The organism is Paenibacillus sp. J22P218, assembly GCF_056269195.1.
In genome coordinates, this window is sequence record NZ_JBWDNL010000001.1 from 1,233,855 (window position 1) to 1,247,691 (window position 13,837).

Genomic DNA, 13,837 nt, shown 5'->3' on the forward strand with positions numbered 1-13,837 from the left:
GCATCAGGCCATTGCGGCCGGGTGCTCTCTTTGTTTTTGGACTTGTCCGCATAGATTGTGAGGCGTAGGGATAATCTCTAGTAGAGGAAGGCGGGATGATGATGCTAAAAGCGATAATTATTGCGTTTTTTGTCGTGCTATACGGGCTAGTTACTTTTTTTGGGCTAGGTCCGGTATTGCTGGCCGACGGTACGCCCGAGGAGAGGCGAACGACGTTCTTAATCGTGGTTGCCGTGTATATAGCCATAACGGCCGTTTTTGCAATGATACTTCGCAGGCTAAGATCGCGCGGAGCGAAAAGTTAAAATGACTACCCTTATAAAGGGAATACGTGTTACACTATGGGCAGAGAAAGCTCATCCTTGCGTACAAGTCCTGATGGAATCTAAGGAGGAAATCGCGTGGAAAACTGCTCAATCATCTCGAAGCCTGCACTCAATTTGGTTGGAATCAGCTATAGCGGTCCTTACTCGCAATTTCCCGACGAAGCGATTCGCTTGCAGACGGAATTTCTAGCAAGGAAACATGAATTGTACGGCGCGTCCAAGTCGCCGGTGCTCTACAGCCCGTACTACGGTAACGAAGTATTCGTAACGTATTGGGCATGCTATGAGGTTTCGCATATGGAAGAGCTCCCGCCTGGTATGGTCCAGATCACGATTCCGGCTATGCGATACGCAATGGCAGGCTGCTCCAACAAGCGAATCGGGGAAGGGTATGAGCAGCTTAATACGTGGATGAACGAGATGCGCTTAGAGAAACATAACCATGCAGTGGCGCTTGAGCTGTTCTATATCGATGAACATCATGTAGAGGAAGAGCCTGTTGAGCTGCTTATCCCGCTTAAAGGCTAACATAACTATAATAAATGGGGCTTGCGGCGCAAAGTGGCAAGCTTTTTTTGTTGCCTGACGGCGGCAAGGAAGGAGACAATAAAATGAGTGAAGGAATAGAGCTGTATATTGTTGACGCATTTACGAATGAACCGTTCAGAGGAAATCCGGCAGCGGTGTGCTTGCTGGATCAAGAAAGAGATGAAAGCTGGATGCAGCTCGTGGCAGCCGAGATGAACTTATCGGAGACAGCGTTTGTAGTCGCTCCGACTGCGGGGCAAAGGGATTATGGGCTACGCTGGTTCACGCCGAAAGCGGAAGTTGACCTATGCGGTCACGCTACGCTTGCCGCAGCGCATCAGCTTTGGCAGACGGGACGGCTCGCTGGAGATGCAGAGGCGCGCTTTCAGACGAAAAGCGGTTTATTGACAGCCAGACGCGAAGGAGAATGGATCGCGATGGACTTTCCGTCAGAGCCTCCGGCGGCGGAGGAAGTGCCGGAGGAGCTGATTCAGGCGCTTGGTCTTATCCCGAGATTTGCAGGACGAAACCGCATGGATTATTTCGTTGAGGTGGATACCGAGGAGACCGTGCGGACATTGAAACCGGATTTTGCAATGATAGCGAGTTTGCAAGCAAGAGGCGTCATTGTGACAAGCCGGGCTGATGCGGATGTCGGCAAGGATTATGACTTCGTGTCGCGAGCTTTCTTTCCGGCAGTTGGGGTTAACGAAGATCCGGTAACCGGATCGGCGCATTGCGCGCTGGCTCCATACTGGGCGAAGCGTCTTAAGAAAGACGAGCTGGCGGGCTATCAGGTATCGGAGCGAGGCGGTATCGTGCGAGTGAAGCCGAGCGGTGACCGGGTTTATTTGTCGGGTCAAGCGGTTACGGTATTAAACGGACAGTTGGAGGGATGAATACATGCAAATCATAAAGCTGCCAAGAGAGCACATGGAACAAATGATCGGCAACATCCAGCAATTTTTTGAGCTGGAGCGTTCGGAGACGATCGGTGCGATCGCCGCCGAACAGCTGCTGGATATGATGCTGAAGGAGCTGGCTCCATACGTTTATAACGGAGCAATTAACGACGCTCGCAAGGCCGTACTCGAGAAGATGCAGACCCTCGAGGACGAGCTGTATGCGCTTGAGAAGCCGACTATGACAAAGAGAAGCTAGTAGCTGGGATTGTCATTAACGCTCTTGAAAACGTATGATACGATATTCGTAGCTGCCGACGGTTAAAGGGCCGGCAGCTACACCCGTTTGCGTCAAAGCATCGATGCCGCCTTGCGGAAGCGTAACCGAGCCGCCGGCGCCGTTCATATTGACGATAACCCACAAGCGATAACCGTTGCCTTGCCTTGGCGCAACGACAGTGCCGGGCGTCACATCCGTCCTGAGCGTAAGGCCTGCCTCGCAGGCATAGTTGTTTATTAGCCTCTTCAGCATGTCATCCCCGTCTTCTCCCGCTGGCATCGAGCCGAGCAGTACAAGCTTGCCTTCACCGATTGCCCTTTCGGTAATGAACGAAAGCCCCGTCGCAGCGCCATGCCGAATCTTTCCTATCGATTTCGCGTTCGGCTCACGAGGTTCGAAGAGGGCGCTCCACATGCCGAGCGAAGCAGAGAGACCGAACGCCTGTCCGATCGTCGCCGTCCCGTCCATTGGAAAGGTATATACGGTTTCCACGCCTGCGAGCTTCTCCAGCTGTCCAAGCGCCGCATCCGTATGAATCGTATGCTCCTCTGTCCTCCCGCCGGTAAGCGGACCGGCAATCCATATGCCGCCGTTCTTGACGAAGGCAAGTGCACGCTCAAGGAATGCAGGCGATAGGGATGGCAGAAATGGCGTAAGCAGCAGCTTGTACCCGTCCAGCTCCGCACCTTCCATAATAAGATCGCGATGAACCCCCATCTCAAGCAAGCGGGAGTAATAGTCGGTAACCAAACCGCGGTAATTCAGCTTGCGCATCGGCTCCGTACGTATGAAAGCTTTCGCCGTGTCCGAATAGGTAATGGCTGCTTCAGCTTGCATCGGAACGGTTGCGAGCAGCAATGGCTGAAGCTCCTCTTTGGCTAACGAAGCCTCCACCACGTTTTTAAAGCCGATCGTCGGTTTTCCCCATGCGCTTAAGACGGAGCCATGCGGCTGCTCGCAGCCCATCCGGTGCTGCCGCCAGTGCCAATAGCAGAATCCTCCCGCACCTAAAGCGTATGCAGCGACGGCTTCCGCTCTCACATATCCGTCTGGGTGAGGAATGGAGCTGTTCTCGAGCGAGCCGCTATACGAAGGGCTCGTCTCCATAATCCAGAACGGGGTTCCTCGCTTTACCGTTCTCCACAAGTCGCAATTGATTAGGTAAGCCGCGTAGTTGCTGGCGGAAGCATACGTATCGTAAGCGGCAAAGTCGAGCCCACGGAACAGCTTCTCGTTGTCGACGTGAAAAGCGATGCTGCTATTGTGCGTTATTGGGGCGGTAGAGAAGCTTCTAATAATAACGGCTTGCTCAGATGCGAATTCCGCGATTTTCTCCATAGAAAACAGCTGGTACATCGTCTTGAGCGATGCGTTATGGAGGAAAGGTGTAAGTGCCGGCTGCGGTACTTGGCTAAAGGATTCGTAGCGCTGGCTCCAAATCTCCGTCCCCCAAGATTCATTTAATCGCCCGATATGTCCATACCGTTCTTCCAGCCATTGATGCCATAAAGATAGGCAGCCATCGCAGTAACATTCCGCTACATGAGCTTTAAACTCGTTGTCGAGCTGCCAACCGATTAGACCGGGCAAATGGCTTAACGTTTGTGCGATATGCTTGGTAATCAAGGCGCTTCGCGTCCGAAAATAGCGGTTATTCGTGCAAAAATGCTGCCTTGAGCCATGACCCATCACTTCGCCGCGCTCATTCACATGCAAGCGCTCCGGGTGGCCGTGCGACAGCCAAATCGGAGGCGTTGCCGTTGGCGTACACATAACGGTGTCTATCCCGTTGTTATGCAGCCTCTCGATGATTTGAGCAAAGAAGGTTACGTCTATAGCATCTTGCGAGGGTTCCATCTTGCTCCATGCGAATTCCCCGATTCGTACGACGTTGATGCCACACTCCTTCATCCATGCGATATCTTGCGCAATCGATTCCTCCACCCATAGCTCAGGGTACCAAGCAGCCCCGTAATACAGCTTTCGATTCATAAATCACGCCATCCCTCCTCAAATAGTCAGATTAACTTTATCGAATCAACTAAAGGCTTACAATTGGACTTTATTGTTTTGCTTCGAACAGCGGTTACGATACTTTTGCCGCGTTTGGACTTTCTTGGTAAAGGCAAAATAGCAGGCAGTAAGCGACAGCTTCAAGAATGTCTAATTGCCGGAAATGAAAACCGGCTTGCATAATGGGGCTACACCGCTGACGAGGCGATGGATGACAACTGGAGGTGAACGAATATGAAGCAGGCTGCCGCACCCGTACCAGAGCGGGCATCTCCCGTATACCGGCCGAGCATGCTGCGCCGATTCAAGAAAGACAAGTGGCTTTATATTCTGCTGCTGCCGGGATTGCTCTATTTTCTCATTTTCAAATACGTTCCGATGTGGGGCGTGCTGCTCGCCTTCAAAAACTATCAGCCTTATACCGGCTTCTGGAAAAGCGAATGGGTCGGCACGATGCATTTCGAGCTGTTTTTCACCAATCCCGAGTTTTTCATGTTATTGCGAAATACGCTCGTTTTATCGTTGTACAACCTTCTCTTTTTCTTTCCGGCGCCGATCATCCTGGCCATTCTGCTGAACGAGGTGCGGATCGCGCTGTTCAAACGGACGGTGCAGACGTTGATCTACGTGCCGCATTTTATATCGATGGTCATCGTGGCCAGCATGACTTACGTGTTCCTGACGACGCAGGGAGGGCCGGTCAATGAGCTGATCTTCTCTTATACGGGACGAAAAATCGAGTTTCTTGCCAGTCCGGACTGGTTCCGACCGATTATTATTTTGCAAACGATATGGAAGGAATGCGGCTGGGGGACGATCATTTTCCTGGCGGCGCTGGCGGCGGTCGATGTGGAGCAGTACGAGGCCGCGATCATGGACGGCGCCAATCGCTGGAAGCAAATATGGCATATTACGCTCCCGTCGATTAGAAGCACGATTGTGATTCTGCTCATCCTGCGGATGGGCAACGTGCTGGAGAACGGCTTCGAGCAAATATACTTGCTGCTTAATCCGCTTAATCGGGAGGCGGCCGAGGTGTTCGATACCTACGTGTACACGATGGGCATTACGCAGGGCGCATTCAGCTACAGCACGGCAGTAGGACTGTTCAAAGCAATCGTCGGCGTCATACTCGTGCTTGGCAGCAACTATTTGGCGAAGCGCTTAGGACAATCGGGTCTTTATTAAGAAATAAAGAGCAACAGGAAAGGAGCTTGACCTTGGCCAAAACGTACCGATCCGCAGCAGGCACCGCATTCGACGTGTTCAATTATGTTTTCCTTGGCGTATTCGCCATTGCGGCAATCCTTCCGTTCGTCTACGTCATTTCGGGTTCGTTCGCAACCGATGCAGAGCTGACGAAGAGAGCCGTATTTCTCATACCGGAAACGTTTTCCGTCGCAGCGTACAACTTTATTTTCTCGACCAACACGATTATGAAGAGCATCGGCGTCTCCATGTACGTCACCGTTATCGGTACGGCCGTTAATCTGTTTTTTACCGTTACGATGGCTTATCCGTTAGCGCGGCGCAGCCTGATGGGGCGAAATACGGTGCTGAATTTGGTAGTTTTCTCGATGCTGTTCGGTGGCGGCATGATTCCGACCTACCTCGTCATCCGCGAGCTTCAATTGATCGATTCGTATTGGGCGCTCATTCTGCCGGGAGCGATCAGCGCGTTTAACTTGATCATCGTCAAAAACTTTTTTCAAGAGCTGCCGCCGGGCCTTGAGGAAGCGGCCAAGATCGACGGCTGCACGGAGCTAGGACTTCTGTGGCGAATCGTTCTCCCGCTGTCCAAGCCGGTGCTCGCGACGTTTACGCTGTTTTATGCGGTAGGGCATTGGAACGATTTTTTCGCGGCGCTGCTCTATATTAACGATCCGATGAAATGGCCGCTGCAGGTGCTTCTTCGCCAAATCGTGCTGCTGTCGCAGGCTGCGGCAGGCGATATCAACGCGATGGACCCTAACTTCGTCAAGCCGCCGGACCAATCGATCAAGATGGCGGTCATCGTCGTCGGAACCGTCCCGATTCTGCTCGTCTACCCGTTTCTGCAAAAACATTTTGCCAAGGGAGTACTGATCGGATCGATTAAAGGCTAGGTCGTTACATCCTCTGCCGCCGCGAGCTTGAACCGCAGGCAGACGGTTTTACGATATAATACAACTAATTAAGGGAGGTACATGCATGAAAGGAAATCAAAAGAGAGCAAACAAATGGGCATCGATCGCGCTTGTGACGGCGCTTGCCGCCGGTACGCTAATCGGGTGTTCGGAGCAAAGTGAAGGAAACAAGGAGGAAGCGCCGGGCAACGCATCGCCTGATGCGGTTCAGCCGGAAGCTGACCCAAAACCGGAGACGCCGCTGAAGTTAAACATCATGCTTCCGATATTCAAGACGAATTACCCGAAGGACGATAGTCCGGTAGCCGCCGAGCTGGAGAAGAGGACGAATACGGACATTCATTTCGAGTGGGTGCCGAACGCCTCCTACGTGGATAAGTTCAACATTACGCTCGCTTCGGGCAAGCTGCCTACGATCATGTATGTACCCGACGTGAAATCGCCGAGCTTCGTCAATGCGGCAAAATCCGGCGCGTTCTGGGAGCTTGGCGGTTATTTGAAGGATTACGACAACTTAAGCCAGGCGAATCCGGTCATCTTAAACAATTCCTCCATCGAAGGTAAAAATTACGGCATATACAGGGGCCGCGCGCTTGGACGGAACGGCGTCTATTACCGGAAAGATTGGCTCGACAACGTAGGGCTGCCCGTCCCGCAAACGATCGACGACTTTTACAATATGCTGAAAGCGTATAAAGAGAAGGACCCGGACAAGAACGGCCAAGACGATACGTACGGCCTCGTGCTCGTCAAGTGGACGGGCGGCTGGGCCAGCGGCTTCGACAACATCAAGCTGTGGTTCGGCGCGCCGAACAAATGGGGCGACAAGGACGGACAGCTTGTGCCCGAACATCTGACGCCGGAGTATATCGAAGCGTTGAAGTTTATGAAGAAGCTGTACGACGAGAAGCTGATCAACCAGGATTTTGCCATCATGGATTCCGCAAAATGGACCGACCCGATCATCAATAACCAAGCCGGGGTCATCATTGACGTCATTGACGGCGCGGCCCGCGCCGACGATAAGATACACGCCGCGCTTGCGGCGGAGGGTAAGGACCAGCCGGACGTACACTTCATGGACGTATTCGGCGGCGTTAAGGATGCGGCGGGCGAGCTGCATACGCTGCCGACCTCCGGTTTTGCCGGCATGCTGGCCATTCCGAAATCGGCGGTAAAAACCGAGGAGGAGCTGAAGCGCGTCCTGGCTTTCATCGAGCAATTGAATGCGCCGGAATTGCAAACGATGCTCGGATACGGGCTGGAAGGCGTACATCATACGATCGAGGACGATTCGGTTGTCGTAAGCAAGGATGCGGCGTTGATGGAATCCGAGGTAGAAGGCCTTAATCAAATGCTGACGTTCATTCCGGAGGATCGCGCGAAGAAGGTGAAGCAGACGCCTCTTCGCATCAAGCAAACCGAGCTGCAGAAGGAGAACGAGCAGTACATCGTCTCCAATCCGGCAGAACCGTTCATCTCCCAGGTGTATACGGAGAAGGGCGCCCAGCTTGACAATATTTTGAACGATGCGCGGATCAAGTTCATCGTAGGACAGATCGACGAGGCCGGTTACCGCGCTGCGCTTGAGCTGTGGAAGAAGAGCGGCGGCGATGATCTGATCAAAGAAATGAACGAGTTGTACGCAGCAAGCAAATCATAGGTTTAACAATCGACCCTTAGACAGAGTCCGGCGCGCAAGCACCCGGGGCTCTGTCTATTGCCGTAGTTCTTGGGAATCATTTCTTCGTCTTCAAGAATAAGGTCTTGTTCTCGAGGGGAACTGCGGTTTATTCTTGAACATAGAATTGAATACGTTTACATATGGAAACATGCGCTGTGCGTAACACCATTTTGAAGTCGGTTGGTGAGAATATGCGATTTGAAAGGTTACGAAAGCTTTTTCAAAGAAACAGCGGCAAGGGGACAACGAAGGGAAGTTTTTATCGCAAAAGCTTGATTATGATCCTGATCGTCACGAGCATTCCAGGGCTCATCACCGGCGCGCTCGTGTACGGGATGGCGGGAGGCAAGCTGAAGAGCGAGCTGCTGCAGATGCATAACAAGCAGATCGAGCAGAGAGCACGCAACATCGATGCGCAGCTGACGAATTTGGAGCTCATGCTGTCGCATTGGGCGTTCGATACGAAATTCGATTACAGCCTTTCCAGCCGCAATTTTATCCAGGATTTCGAGAAGGCGCGCGACATCACCAAGACGCTGCTCGTTATGCAAGGCTCGAATACGATGAATAAGCTGGTCGGGCTATATTTGGGCGGAGAGGGACAGCCAGTCCTGTTCGATCCCGAATACGGCATGATTTCCTCCGAGCAAGAGAAAACAATATACGACAGCTTGCTTCAATCAGGCAAAGTGGCGTATTGGACGGACATGTCCTTTAATGCCCAGCGTCCCCAGTCGAAAGAGCTGACGCTCGTTCATCAGATTCCCGGAGGAAGCCTGAAGCCGTTCGGCGCGTTGTATATAAGGCTGGACAACGAGAAAGTAGGAGATATGCTTCGCACGATGACGCCGTATGACGGCGGCAAGACCTTTCTCCTGCAGGATAACGGCAGTTTGTTTGCGTCTACCGGCGAAAGTGACTCCGAATCGGCGTTCGTCGAGCAGCTGAAAGAAGCAATCGCTGAGCGAGGAAAGGCGGAGGATTCGTTTCTGCTCCAATGGAACGGAGCTACGTTCACAGTGACCTATGGCAAGTTCTCGCGCATTGCAGACAGCTGGACCTATGTGTCCGCTTCGCCGATATCGAGCATCACCGCGCCGGTCGTCCTTATTTCGAAGCTTATCTTCACGGTTAGCTTAAGCGCATTGCTGCTAGCGGCAGTCCTTGCCTGGTTTGCGTCGCGCACCATCTATTCGCCGGTCAAGCGGCTTATGAACGTCCTGCTTGGAGAGAAGCCTCTTGCGGATGACCGTGGGGACGAATTCTCGCTAATCGAGCGGCAATGGAACCATTTGAACCGCGAAAGCACGGAGCTCCATACGAGGTTGTCCGAACAGCTTCCATACGTGAAGGAGAGCTTTCTTCATCAACTGCTGCAAGGCTACCTGTACGCGTATTCGGAGGAGGACCTGCTCGAGCGGATGGGACGGTACAAATGGGACGTAAGCAATCATCGTTTTATCGTCATATACGTGCAGTTGACCGGCATTGCGAGCTTGGAAGGGAAATTCAAATACGGGGACGAAGGTCTCGTGACGTTCGCCGCGGTAAATATGATCGAGGAGTTTGCCGCCAAACATTTCGAGCAAAGCAAAGCGATTAATTTCCATGATCTTGCCGCGGGGCTTCTCGTCATTGCGCCAAAGGATGATAGCTGCGAGGAGGAGCTGGCCCTGTTCGGCGAAGAGCTCACCCATGCGGTCAATTCCATCCTGAATATGCGGCTGACGATTGCGATCAGCGAGCCGTCGGATGCCGTCGCTCAAATTCCGTTGGCTTTCGAAGAGGTCAAGCATGCCGCCAATCAGCGTTATTTCAATAACGAAAATCAAATGATCGCGATGAGCCGGCTGCATGCGGTCGGAGAAGGAGCGGCCGAGCAGGCATATCCTTTTGCGCTCGAGCGGGAGTTCATACAGGCGCTGCGCACAGGCCAGGAAAGCGATGCTTATGAGCTGCTGAACGCTTTTCTAGCCGCTTTGTCGCAGGCGGGGGCGAAGGCGGTCGACGTTCAGCAGGGCATGCTGCATTTGCTCGGCAGCGTGCAGCATGCCATCATGGTATCCGGCATTCAGCCGAACCGCTTGTTCAGATGCGTGAATATGTACGAGCAGCTGTCGCAAATCAGGGAGCCGCAGCTCATTCTCGCCTGGTTCCGAAATAAAGTATGCGCGCCTTTTCTAGGGGAACTCGGCAACCGTTCGGATTATCAGGTGAAACGACTGATCGAGCAAGCGATGGTGTATTTGCAGCAAAATTACATGAAGGACGTGTCGCTCGACCACTGCGCGGATCATATCGGGATGAACCCGTTTTTCCTTAGCAAATCGTTCAAGCAGGTAACGGGCAAAAACTTCATCGATTATTTGACGGGTCTGCGAATGGAAAAGGCGAAAGAACTGCTGCGGGAATCGGGGCTCAAAATCAACGACGTCGCCGAGCAGGTCGGCTATCAGCACAGCTACTTCAATCGCATATTCAAGAAGCTGGAGGGCATGACGCCAAGCCGCTACCGCGAGCTTAGCCAGTCATAGGTACTGTCGGACAATATAGTGCAAACGGGGACAAAATGTGCAAGCGCCGATTCGTTCCGCAAGCAATAATATCTAATTGCCGGCAATCGCGAGCCGCTATACGATGACCGTAGGTTGTACACATATGCTTAGGGGAACGAGGAGGGCTGATTCGATTGTCATTGCCATTGTCTATCAAGCTTCGTTGGCTTAACGAGCCGGCGGCTTTAGCTGCCGGAGTAACGTGGGGAATTCCGTGGAAGGAGGGCGAGCTGCGCCGGGACGAACAGCTTGTCCTGCACGCCGCGGACGGCAGCGGTCCGGTCGCGATGCAAAGCTGGCCGGCTGCTTATTGGCCGGACGGCAGCGTCAAGTGGTCCGCCCATGCGGCAGCGCTGCCGAGCGCGCGGCATGACGGCTATCGGGTTACAAAGGGAGCGGGTGCTTCCGGACCAGCATGCGTCAAAGTACGCGAGACGGAGGAAACGATTCTGCTTGATACGGGAGTGATGAGCTGTACGATACGAATGCAAGGAGACAAGCTTATCGAAAGCATCGTACGAAGCGGCAGCGAAATCTGCAGCGGCGCAACGCTTGTATCGATTAAGGAGAGCCGAAGCGGCGTTTCGGGCGCGACAACGATCCGCCAAGAACCTTTCCAAGGGCGCATCCGCAGCGTGACGGTTGAGCAAAACGGTCCGGTCAGGGCGGTCGTGAAGCTGGAAGGAAAGCATCGCAGCGGAAACTCCGGCAGAGAGTGGCTGCCGTTCTCCCTGCGCTTATATTTCTATGCCGGACTCGGGACGATCCGTGTCGTTCATACGTTTCAATATGACGGCAATCCAAACGAGGATTTTATCAAAGCGCTTGGCATTTCGTTCGCGGTTCCGATGAGAGGACCTTTGTACAACCGCCACGTAAGACTCGCGGGAGACAGCGGCTTCTTCAACGAATCGCCGAAGACGCTGCATACGAGGCGAACGAAGGGAAAATACCGCGAGCTGTTCGAACGGCAGACGCAAGGCGCGCCAGTCGAGTTCGACGCCGAGGAGGATCGTTATTTCCTCGGCCTGCTTGACGACTCGGCCGTATGGGACGATTACAAGCTGGTGCAGCGATCGGCCGATCATTACGGCATCTGGAAGCGCACGCAGGCGCAATGCTGCTGGGTGAAATCAGCCGAAGGCAAGCGGGCAGGCGGCCTTGCATTCGCAGGCGGCGAAGGCGGGGGCCTTGCAGTCGGCGTTCGGGACTTCTGGCGGAAGCATCCGTCGGGCTTGGACATTCACGGAACGGCGGGAAGCGAAGCGTCCCTCACCGCATGGTTCTGGTCGCCGGACGGAGAGGCGATGGATCTGCGTCATTACGATACGAAGACGCATGTGGAGTCATCGTACGAAGGCGCGGAGGAGCTGCGGGCAACGCCTTACGGTATCGCCAATACGAGCGAGTTGACGGTATGGTGCGAAGAGGAAACGCCTTCGCCTTATCGGCTAAGGGCAATGCAGGAGCAAACGGATGCACAGCCGCTGCTTGTATGCGAGCCGGAGTACTTCCATGAAGTCCGCGCATTCGGTTTGTGGAGCTTGCCGGACAGTAGCACGCCGGCCAAAGCGTTGTTGGAGGAGCGGCTGGACGGCATTGCTTCCTTTTACATGTCCGAAGTGGAGCAGCGCAAATGGTACGGTTTCTGGGATTACGGCGATTTCATGCACAGCTACGATCCGGTCAGACATGTATGGAACTACGATCTCGGGGGCTGCGCTTGGCAAAACACCGAGCTTGTCCCGAATATGTGGTTATGGGTCATGTTCCTGCGTTCGGGACGAGGCGACTTGTTCAGGCTTGCGGAAGCGATGACCAGACATACAAGCGAAGTGGACGTCTATCATTTCGGGGAATATGCCGGTCTAGGCTCCAGGCATAACGTCGTCCACTGGGGCTGCGGCTGCAAGGAGGCGCGAATCGCGATGGCCGGCCTTCACCGCTACTATTACTATTTGACCGCTGATGAGCGGATAGGCGATTTGATGGACGAGGTGAAGGATGCCGATTTCTCGACGGTCAATCTCGATCCGATGCGCGCTTATTTTCCGAAGGACGAACATCCTACGCATATCCGAATCGGTCCGGACTGGGCCGCATTCAGCTCGAATTGGATGACGAGATGGGAGCGGTTCGAGGATACGGCCTATCGGGACAAAATTGTAACGGGAATCGATTGCGTCAAGGATGCGAATTACGGATTGATCTCAGGACCGACATATGGCTACGATCCTCGCACGAGCAAGCTTACGCCGCTTGGCGACGATAACTGGGGCCGCCACCTCGCGATCTGCATGGGCGCGCCGCAAATATGGTTCGAGCTGGCCGCAATGCTTAAGGATCCGCAATGGGAAGCGATGATGGCCGACTTCGGCATCTATTACAACCTGCCGCAGGAGCGAAAGGACCTCATAACGGGCGGAGCGATCAGCCATGACAGCTTCCATCATCCGGTACTGAGCATTGCGATTGCGGCATTCGGTGCTTATTACAGACAGGACGAATGGACGGCGCAGCATGCGTGGTCCGTGCTGCTGGACAATCCGTTCGCCAAGACAGATTTGCGGAAGGAGGCGGAAACGGTGACGTATGTCGACTCCTTAAGCGAGATCGATTGGATCAACACGAACGAAGCGGCGCAATGGTCGCTTAATACGATAATCAGCCTTGAGCTGATTCCGGAATGGCTGCCTGTCGGCGAAGCGGAGACGGTCCGATGATCCCGCCGGAGTGGAGGCTGCTCTATCATAATCCGCTTGCCGCTCCGGCAGACTTGGCCGACTTCCGGATGGAAGGGGAAGCAGCTATGTCGTTTCCGTTGGGGCGGCTGCGGCTGGAAAGCGCAAGGGACGCGGAGGAAGGGCAAAAGGCGAATTTCGTCCTTTGGTGCCCGCATGACTTTCCGGCGGACATGGCCGTCGTATGGCAATTCCGGCCGATCCGTGAGCCGGGGCTGGCGATTCTGTTTTTTGCCGCTAGCGGCGCGGGCGGTATCGACCTATTCGATCCGTCGTTAATGCCTCGCTCTGGCATATACGATCAGTATCACAGCGGCGACAATAATGCGTTTCACTTATCGTATTATCGCAGGCGATGGGCCGAGGAAAGACAGTTTCACACCTGCAATCTGCGCAAAAGCCGGGGGTTTCATCTGGCGGCGCAAGGAGCTGACCCATTGCCCTCCGTCTTGGATTGCTATTCCTCTTACGAGATGCTGCTCCTGAAGCGGGGAACGCGAATCGATTTTACGATTAACGGGCTGCCTATTCTCGCATGGGAGGATGACGGCGCAACCTTAGGTCCGCTGCACGGAGCGGGCAAGATCGGCTTTCGCCAAATGGCGCCTTTTATAGCGGAGTATGCGAATTTGAAAGTATTCGGCTCCGCGTAAGGAAGATGAACAAATAGGAGGATTTAACG

11 protein-coding genes are annotated in these 13,837 nt (G+C 53.8%); 10 read left to right on the forward strand and 1 reads right to left on the reverse strand.

What is annotated here, in order from left to right; all coding sequences use genetic code 11:
• Positions 1-95: 95 nt before the first annotated feature.
• The 4 genes from AC0YN0_RS04970 (at position 96) to AC0YN0_RS04985 (ending at position 2,015) form a co-directional block, all read left to right on the forward strand.
• The gene (locus AC0YN0_RS04970; RefSeq protein ID WP_475820268.1) at positions 96-305 is read left to right on the forward strand and encodes a DUF6954 family protein; all 210 of its coding nucleotides are present in this window, start codon (positions 96-98) and stop codon (positions 303-305) included.
• Positions 306-401: 96 nt separating this feature from the next.
• The gene (locus AC0YN0_RS04975; protein WP_442049214.1) at positions 402-854 is read left to right on the forward strand and encodes a GyrI-like domain-containing protein; all 453 of its coding nucleotides are present in this window, start codon (positions 402-404) and stop codon (positions 852-854) included.
• Between the two features lie 83 nt (positions 855-937).
• Complete coding sequence (locus tag AC0YN0_RS04980) at positions 938-1,753, forward strand: PhzF family phenazine biosynthesis protein (protein ID WP_475820269.1); 816 nt, start codon at positions 938-940, stop codon at positions 1,751-1,753.
• A gap of 4 nt (positions 1,754-1,757) precedes the next feature.
• Complete coding sequence (locus AC0YN0_RS04985; RefSeq protein WP_442049212.1) at positions 1,758-2,015, forward strand: DUF2164 domain-containing protein; 258 nt, start codon at positions 1,758-1,760, stop codon at positions 2,013-2,015.
• Between the two features lie 15 nt (positions 2,016-2,030).
• Here the strand turns inward: AC0YN0_RS04985 and AC0YN0_RS04990 are convergent, their stop codons facing one another.
• Positions 2,031-4,028, reverse strand: coding sequence for a beta-galactosidase (locus AC0YN0_RS04990; protein ID WP_475820270.1), 1,998 nt, complete (start codon positions 4,026-4,028; stop codon positions 2,031-2,033).
• Positions 4,029-4,283: 255 nt separating this feature from the next.
• Between AC0YN0_RS04990 and AC0YN0_RS04995 the strand changes: the two genes are divergently transcribed.
• From AC0YN0_RS04995 to AC0YN0_RS05020, 6 genes are all read left to right on the forward strand, one after another.
• Positions 4,284-5,237, forward strand: a complete 954-nt coding sequence (locus AC0YN0_RS04995; protein ID WP_475820271.1) for an ABC transporter permease — start codon at positions 4,284-4,286, stop codon at positions 5,235-5,237.
• Positions 5,238-5,269: 32 nt separating this feature from the next.
• Entirely contained in the window at positions 5,270-6,154 is an 885-nt protein-coding gene (locus AC0YN0_RS05000; protein WP_475820272.1) for a carbohydrate ABC transporter permease, read from the forward strand.
• Between the two features lie 85 nt (positions 6,155-6,239).
• The gene (locus AC0YN0_RS05005) at positions 6,240-7,838 is read left to right on the forward strand and encodes an extracellular solute-binding protein (protein WP_475820273.1); all 1,599 of its coding nucleotides are present in this window, start codon (positions 6,240-6,242) and stop codon (positions 7,836-7,838) included.
• A 299-nt stretch (positions 7,839-8,137) separates the two neighbouring features.
• Positions 8,138-10,393, forward strand: coding sequence for a helix-turn-helix domain-containing protein (locus tag AC0YN0_RS05010; protein WP_475820274.1), 2,256 nt, complete (start codon positions 8,138-8,140; stop codon positions 10,391-10,393).
• 155 nt (positions 10,394-10,548) lie between these two features.
• A complete protein-coding gene (locus tag AC0YN0_RS05015; protein ID WP_475820275.1) occupies positions 10,549-13,137 on the forward strand; it encodes an exo-rhamnogalacturonan lyase family protein in 2,589 nt (862 codons plus the stop codon).
• Entirely contained in the window at positions 13,134-13,808 is a 675-nt protein-coding gene (locus tag AC0YN0_RS05020) for a DUF1961 family protein (RefSeq protein ID WP_475820276.1), read from the forward strand. Before AC0YN0_RS05015 ends, AC0YN0_RS05020 begins: the two co-directional genes overlap by 4 nt.
• Positions 13,809-13,837 lie beyond the last annotated feature (29 nt).

What these genes read in the sequence shown, in the direction of transcription:
- AC0YN0_RS04970 (WP_475820268.1), top strand. Translation starts at nt 96, where the DNA reads ATGATGATGCTAAAAGCGATAATTATTGCGTTTTTTGTCGTGCTATAC.
- AC0YN0_RS04980 (WP_475820269.1), top strand. Translation starts at nt 938, where the DNA reads ATGAGTGAAGGAATAGAGCTGTATATTGTTGACGCATTTACGAATGAA.
- AC0YN0_RS04985 (WP_442049212.1), top strand. Translation starts at nt 1,758, where the DNA reads ATGCAAATCATAAAGCTGCCAAGAGAGCACATGGAACAAATGATCGGC.
- AC0YN0_RS04990 (WP_475820270.1), bottom strand. Translation starts at nt 4,028, where the DNA reads ATGAATCGAAAGCTGTATTACGGGGCTGCTTGGTACCCTGAGCTATGG.
- AC0YN0_RS04995 (WP_475820271.1), top strand. Translation starts at nt 4,284, where the DNA reads ATGAAGCAGGCTGCCGCACCCGTACCAGAGCGGGCATCTCCCGTATAC.
- AC0YN0_RS05005 (WP_475820273.1), top strand. Translation starts at nt 6,240, where the DNA reads ATGAAAGGAAATCAAAAGAGAGCAAACAAATGGGCATCGATCGCGCTT.
- AC0YN0_RS05010 (WP_475820274.1), top strand. Translation starts at nt 8,138, where the DNA reads ATGATCCTGATCGTCACGAGCATTCCAGGGCTCATCACCGGCGCGCTC.
- AC0YN0_RS05020 (WP_475820276.1), top strand. Translation starts at nt 13,134, where the DNA reads ATGATCCCGCCGGAGTGGAGGCTGCTCTATCATAATCCGCTTGCCGCT.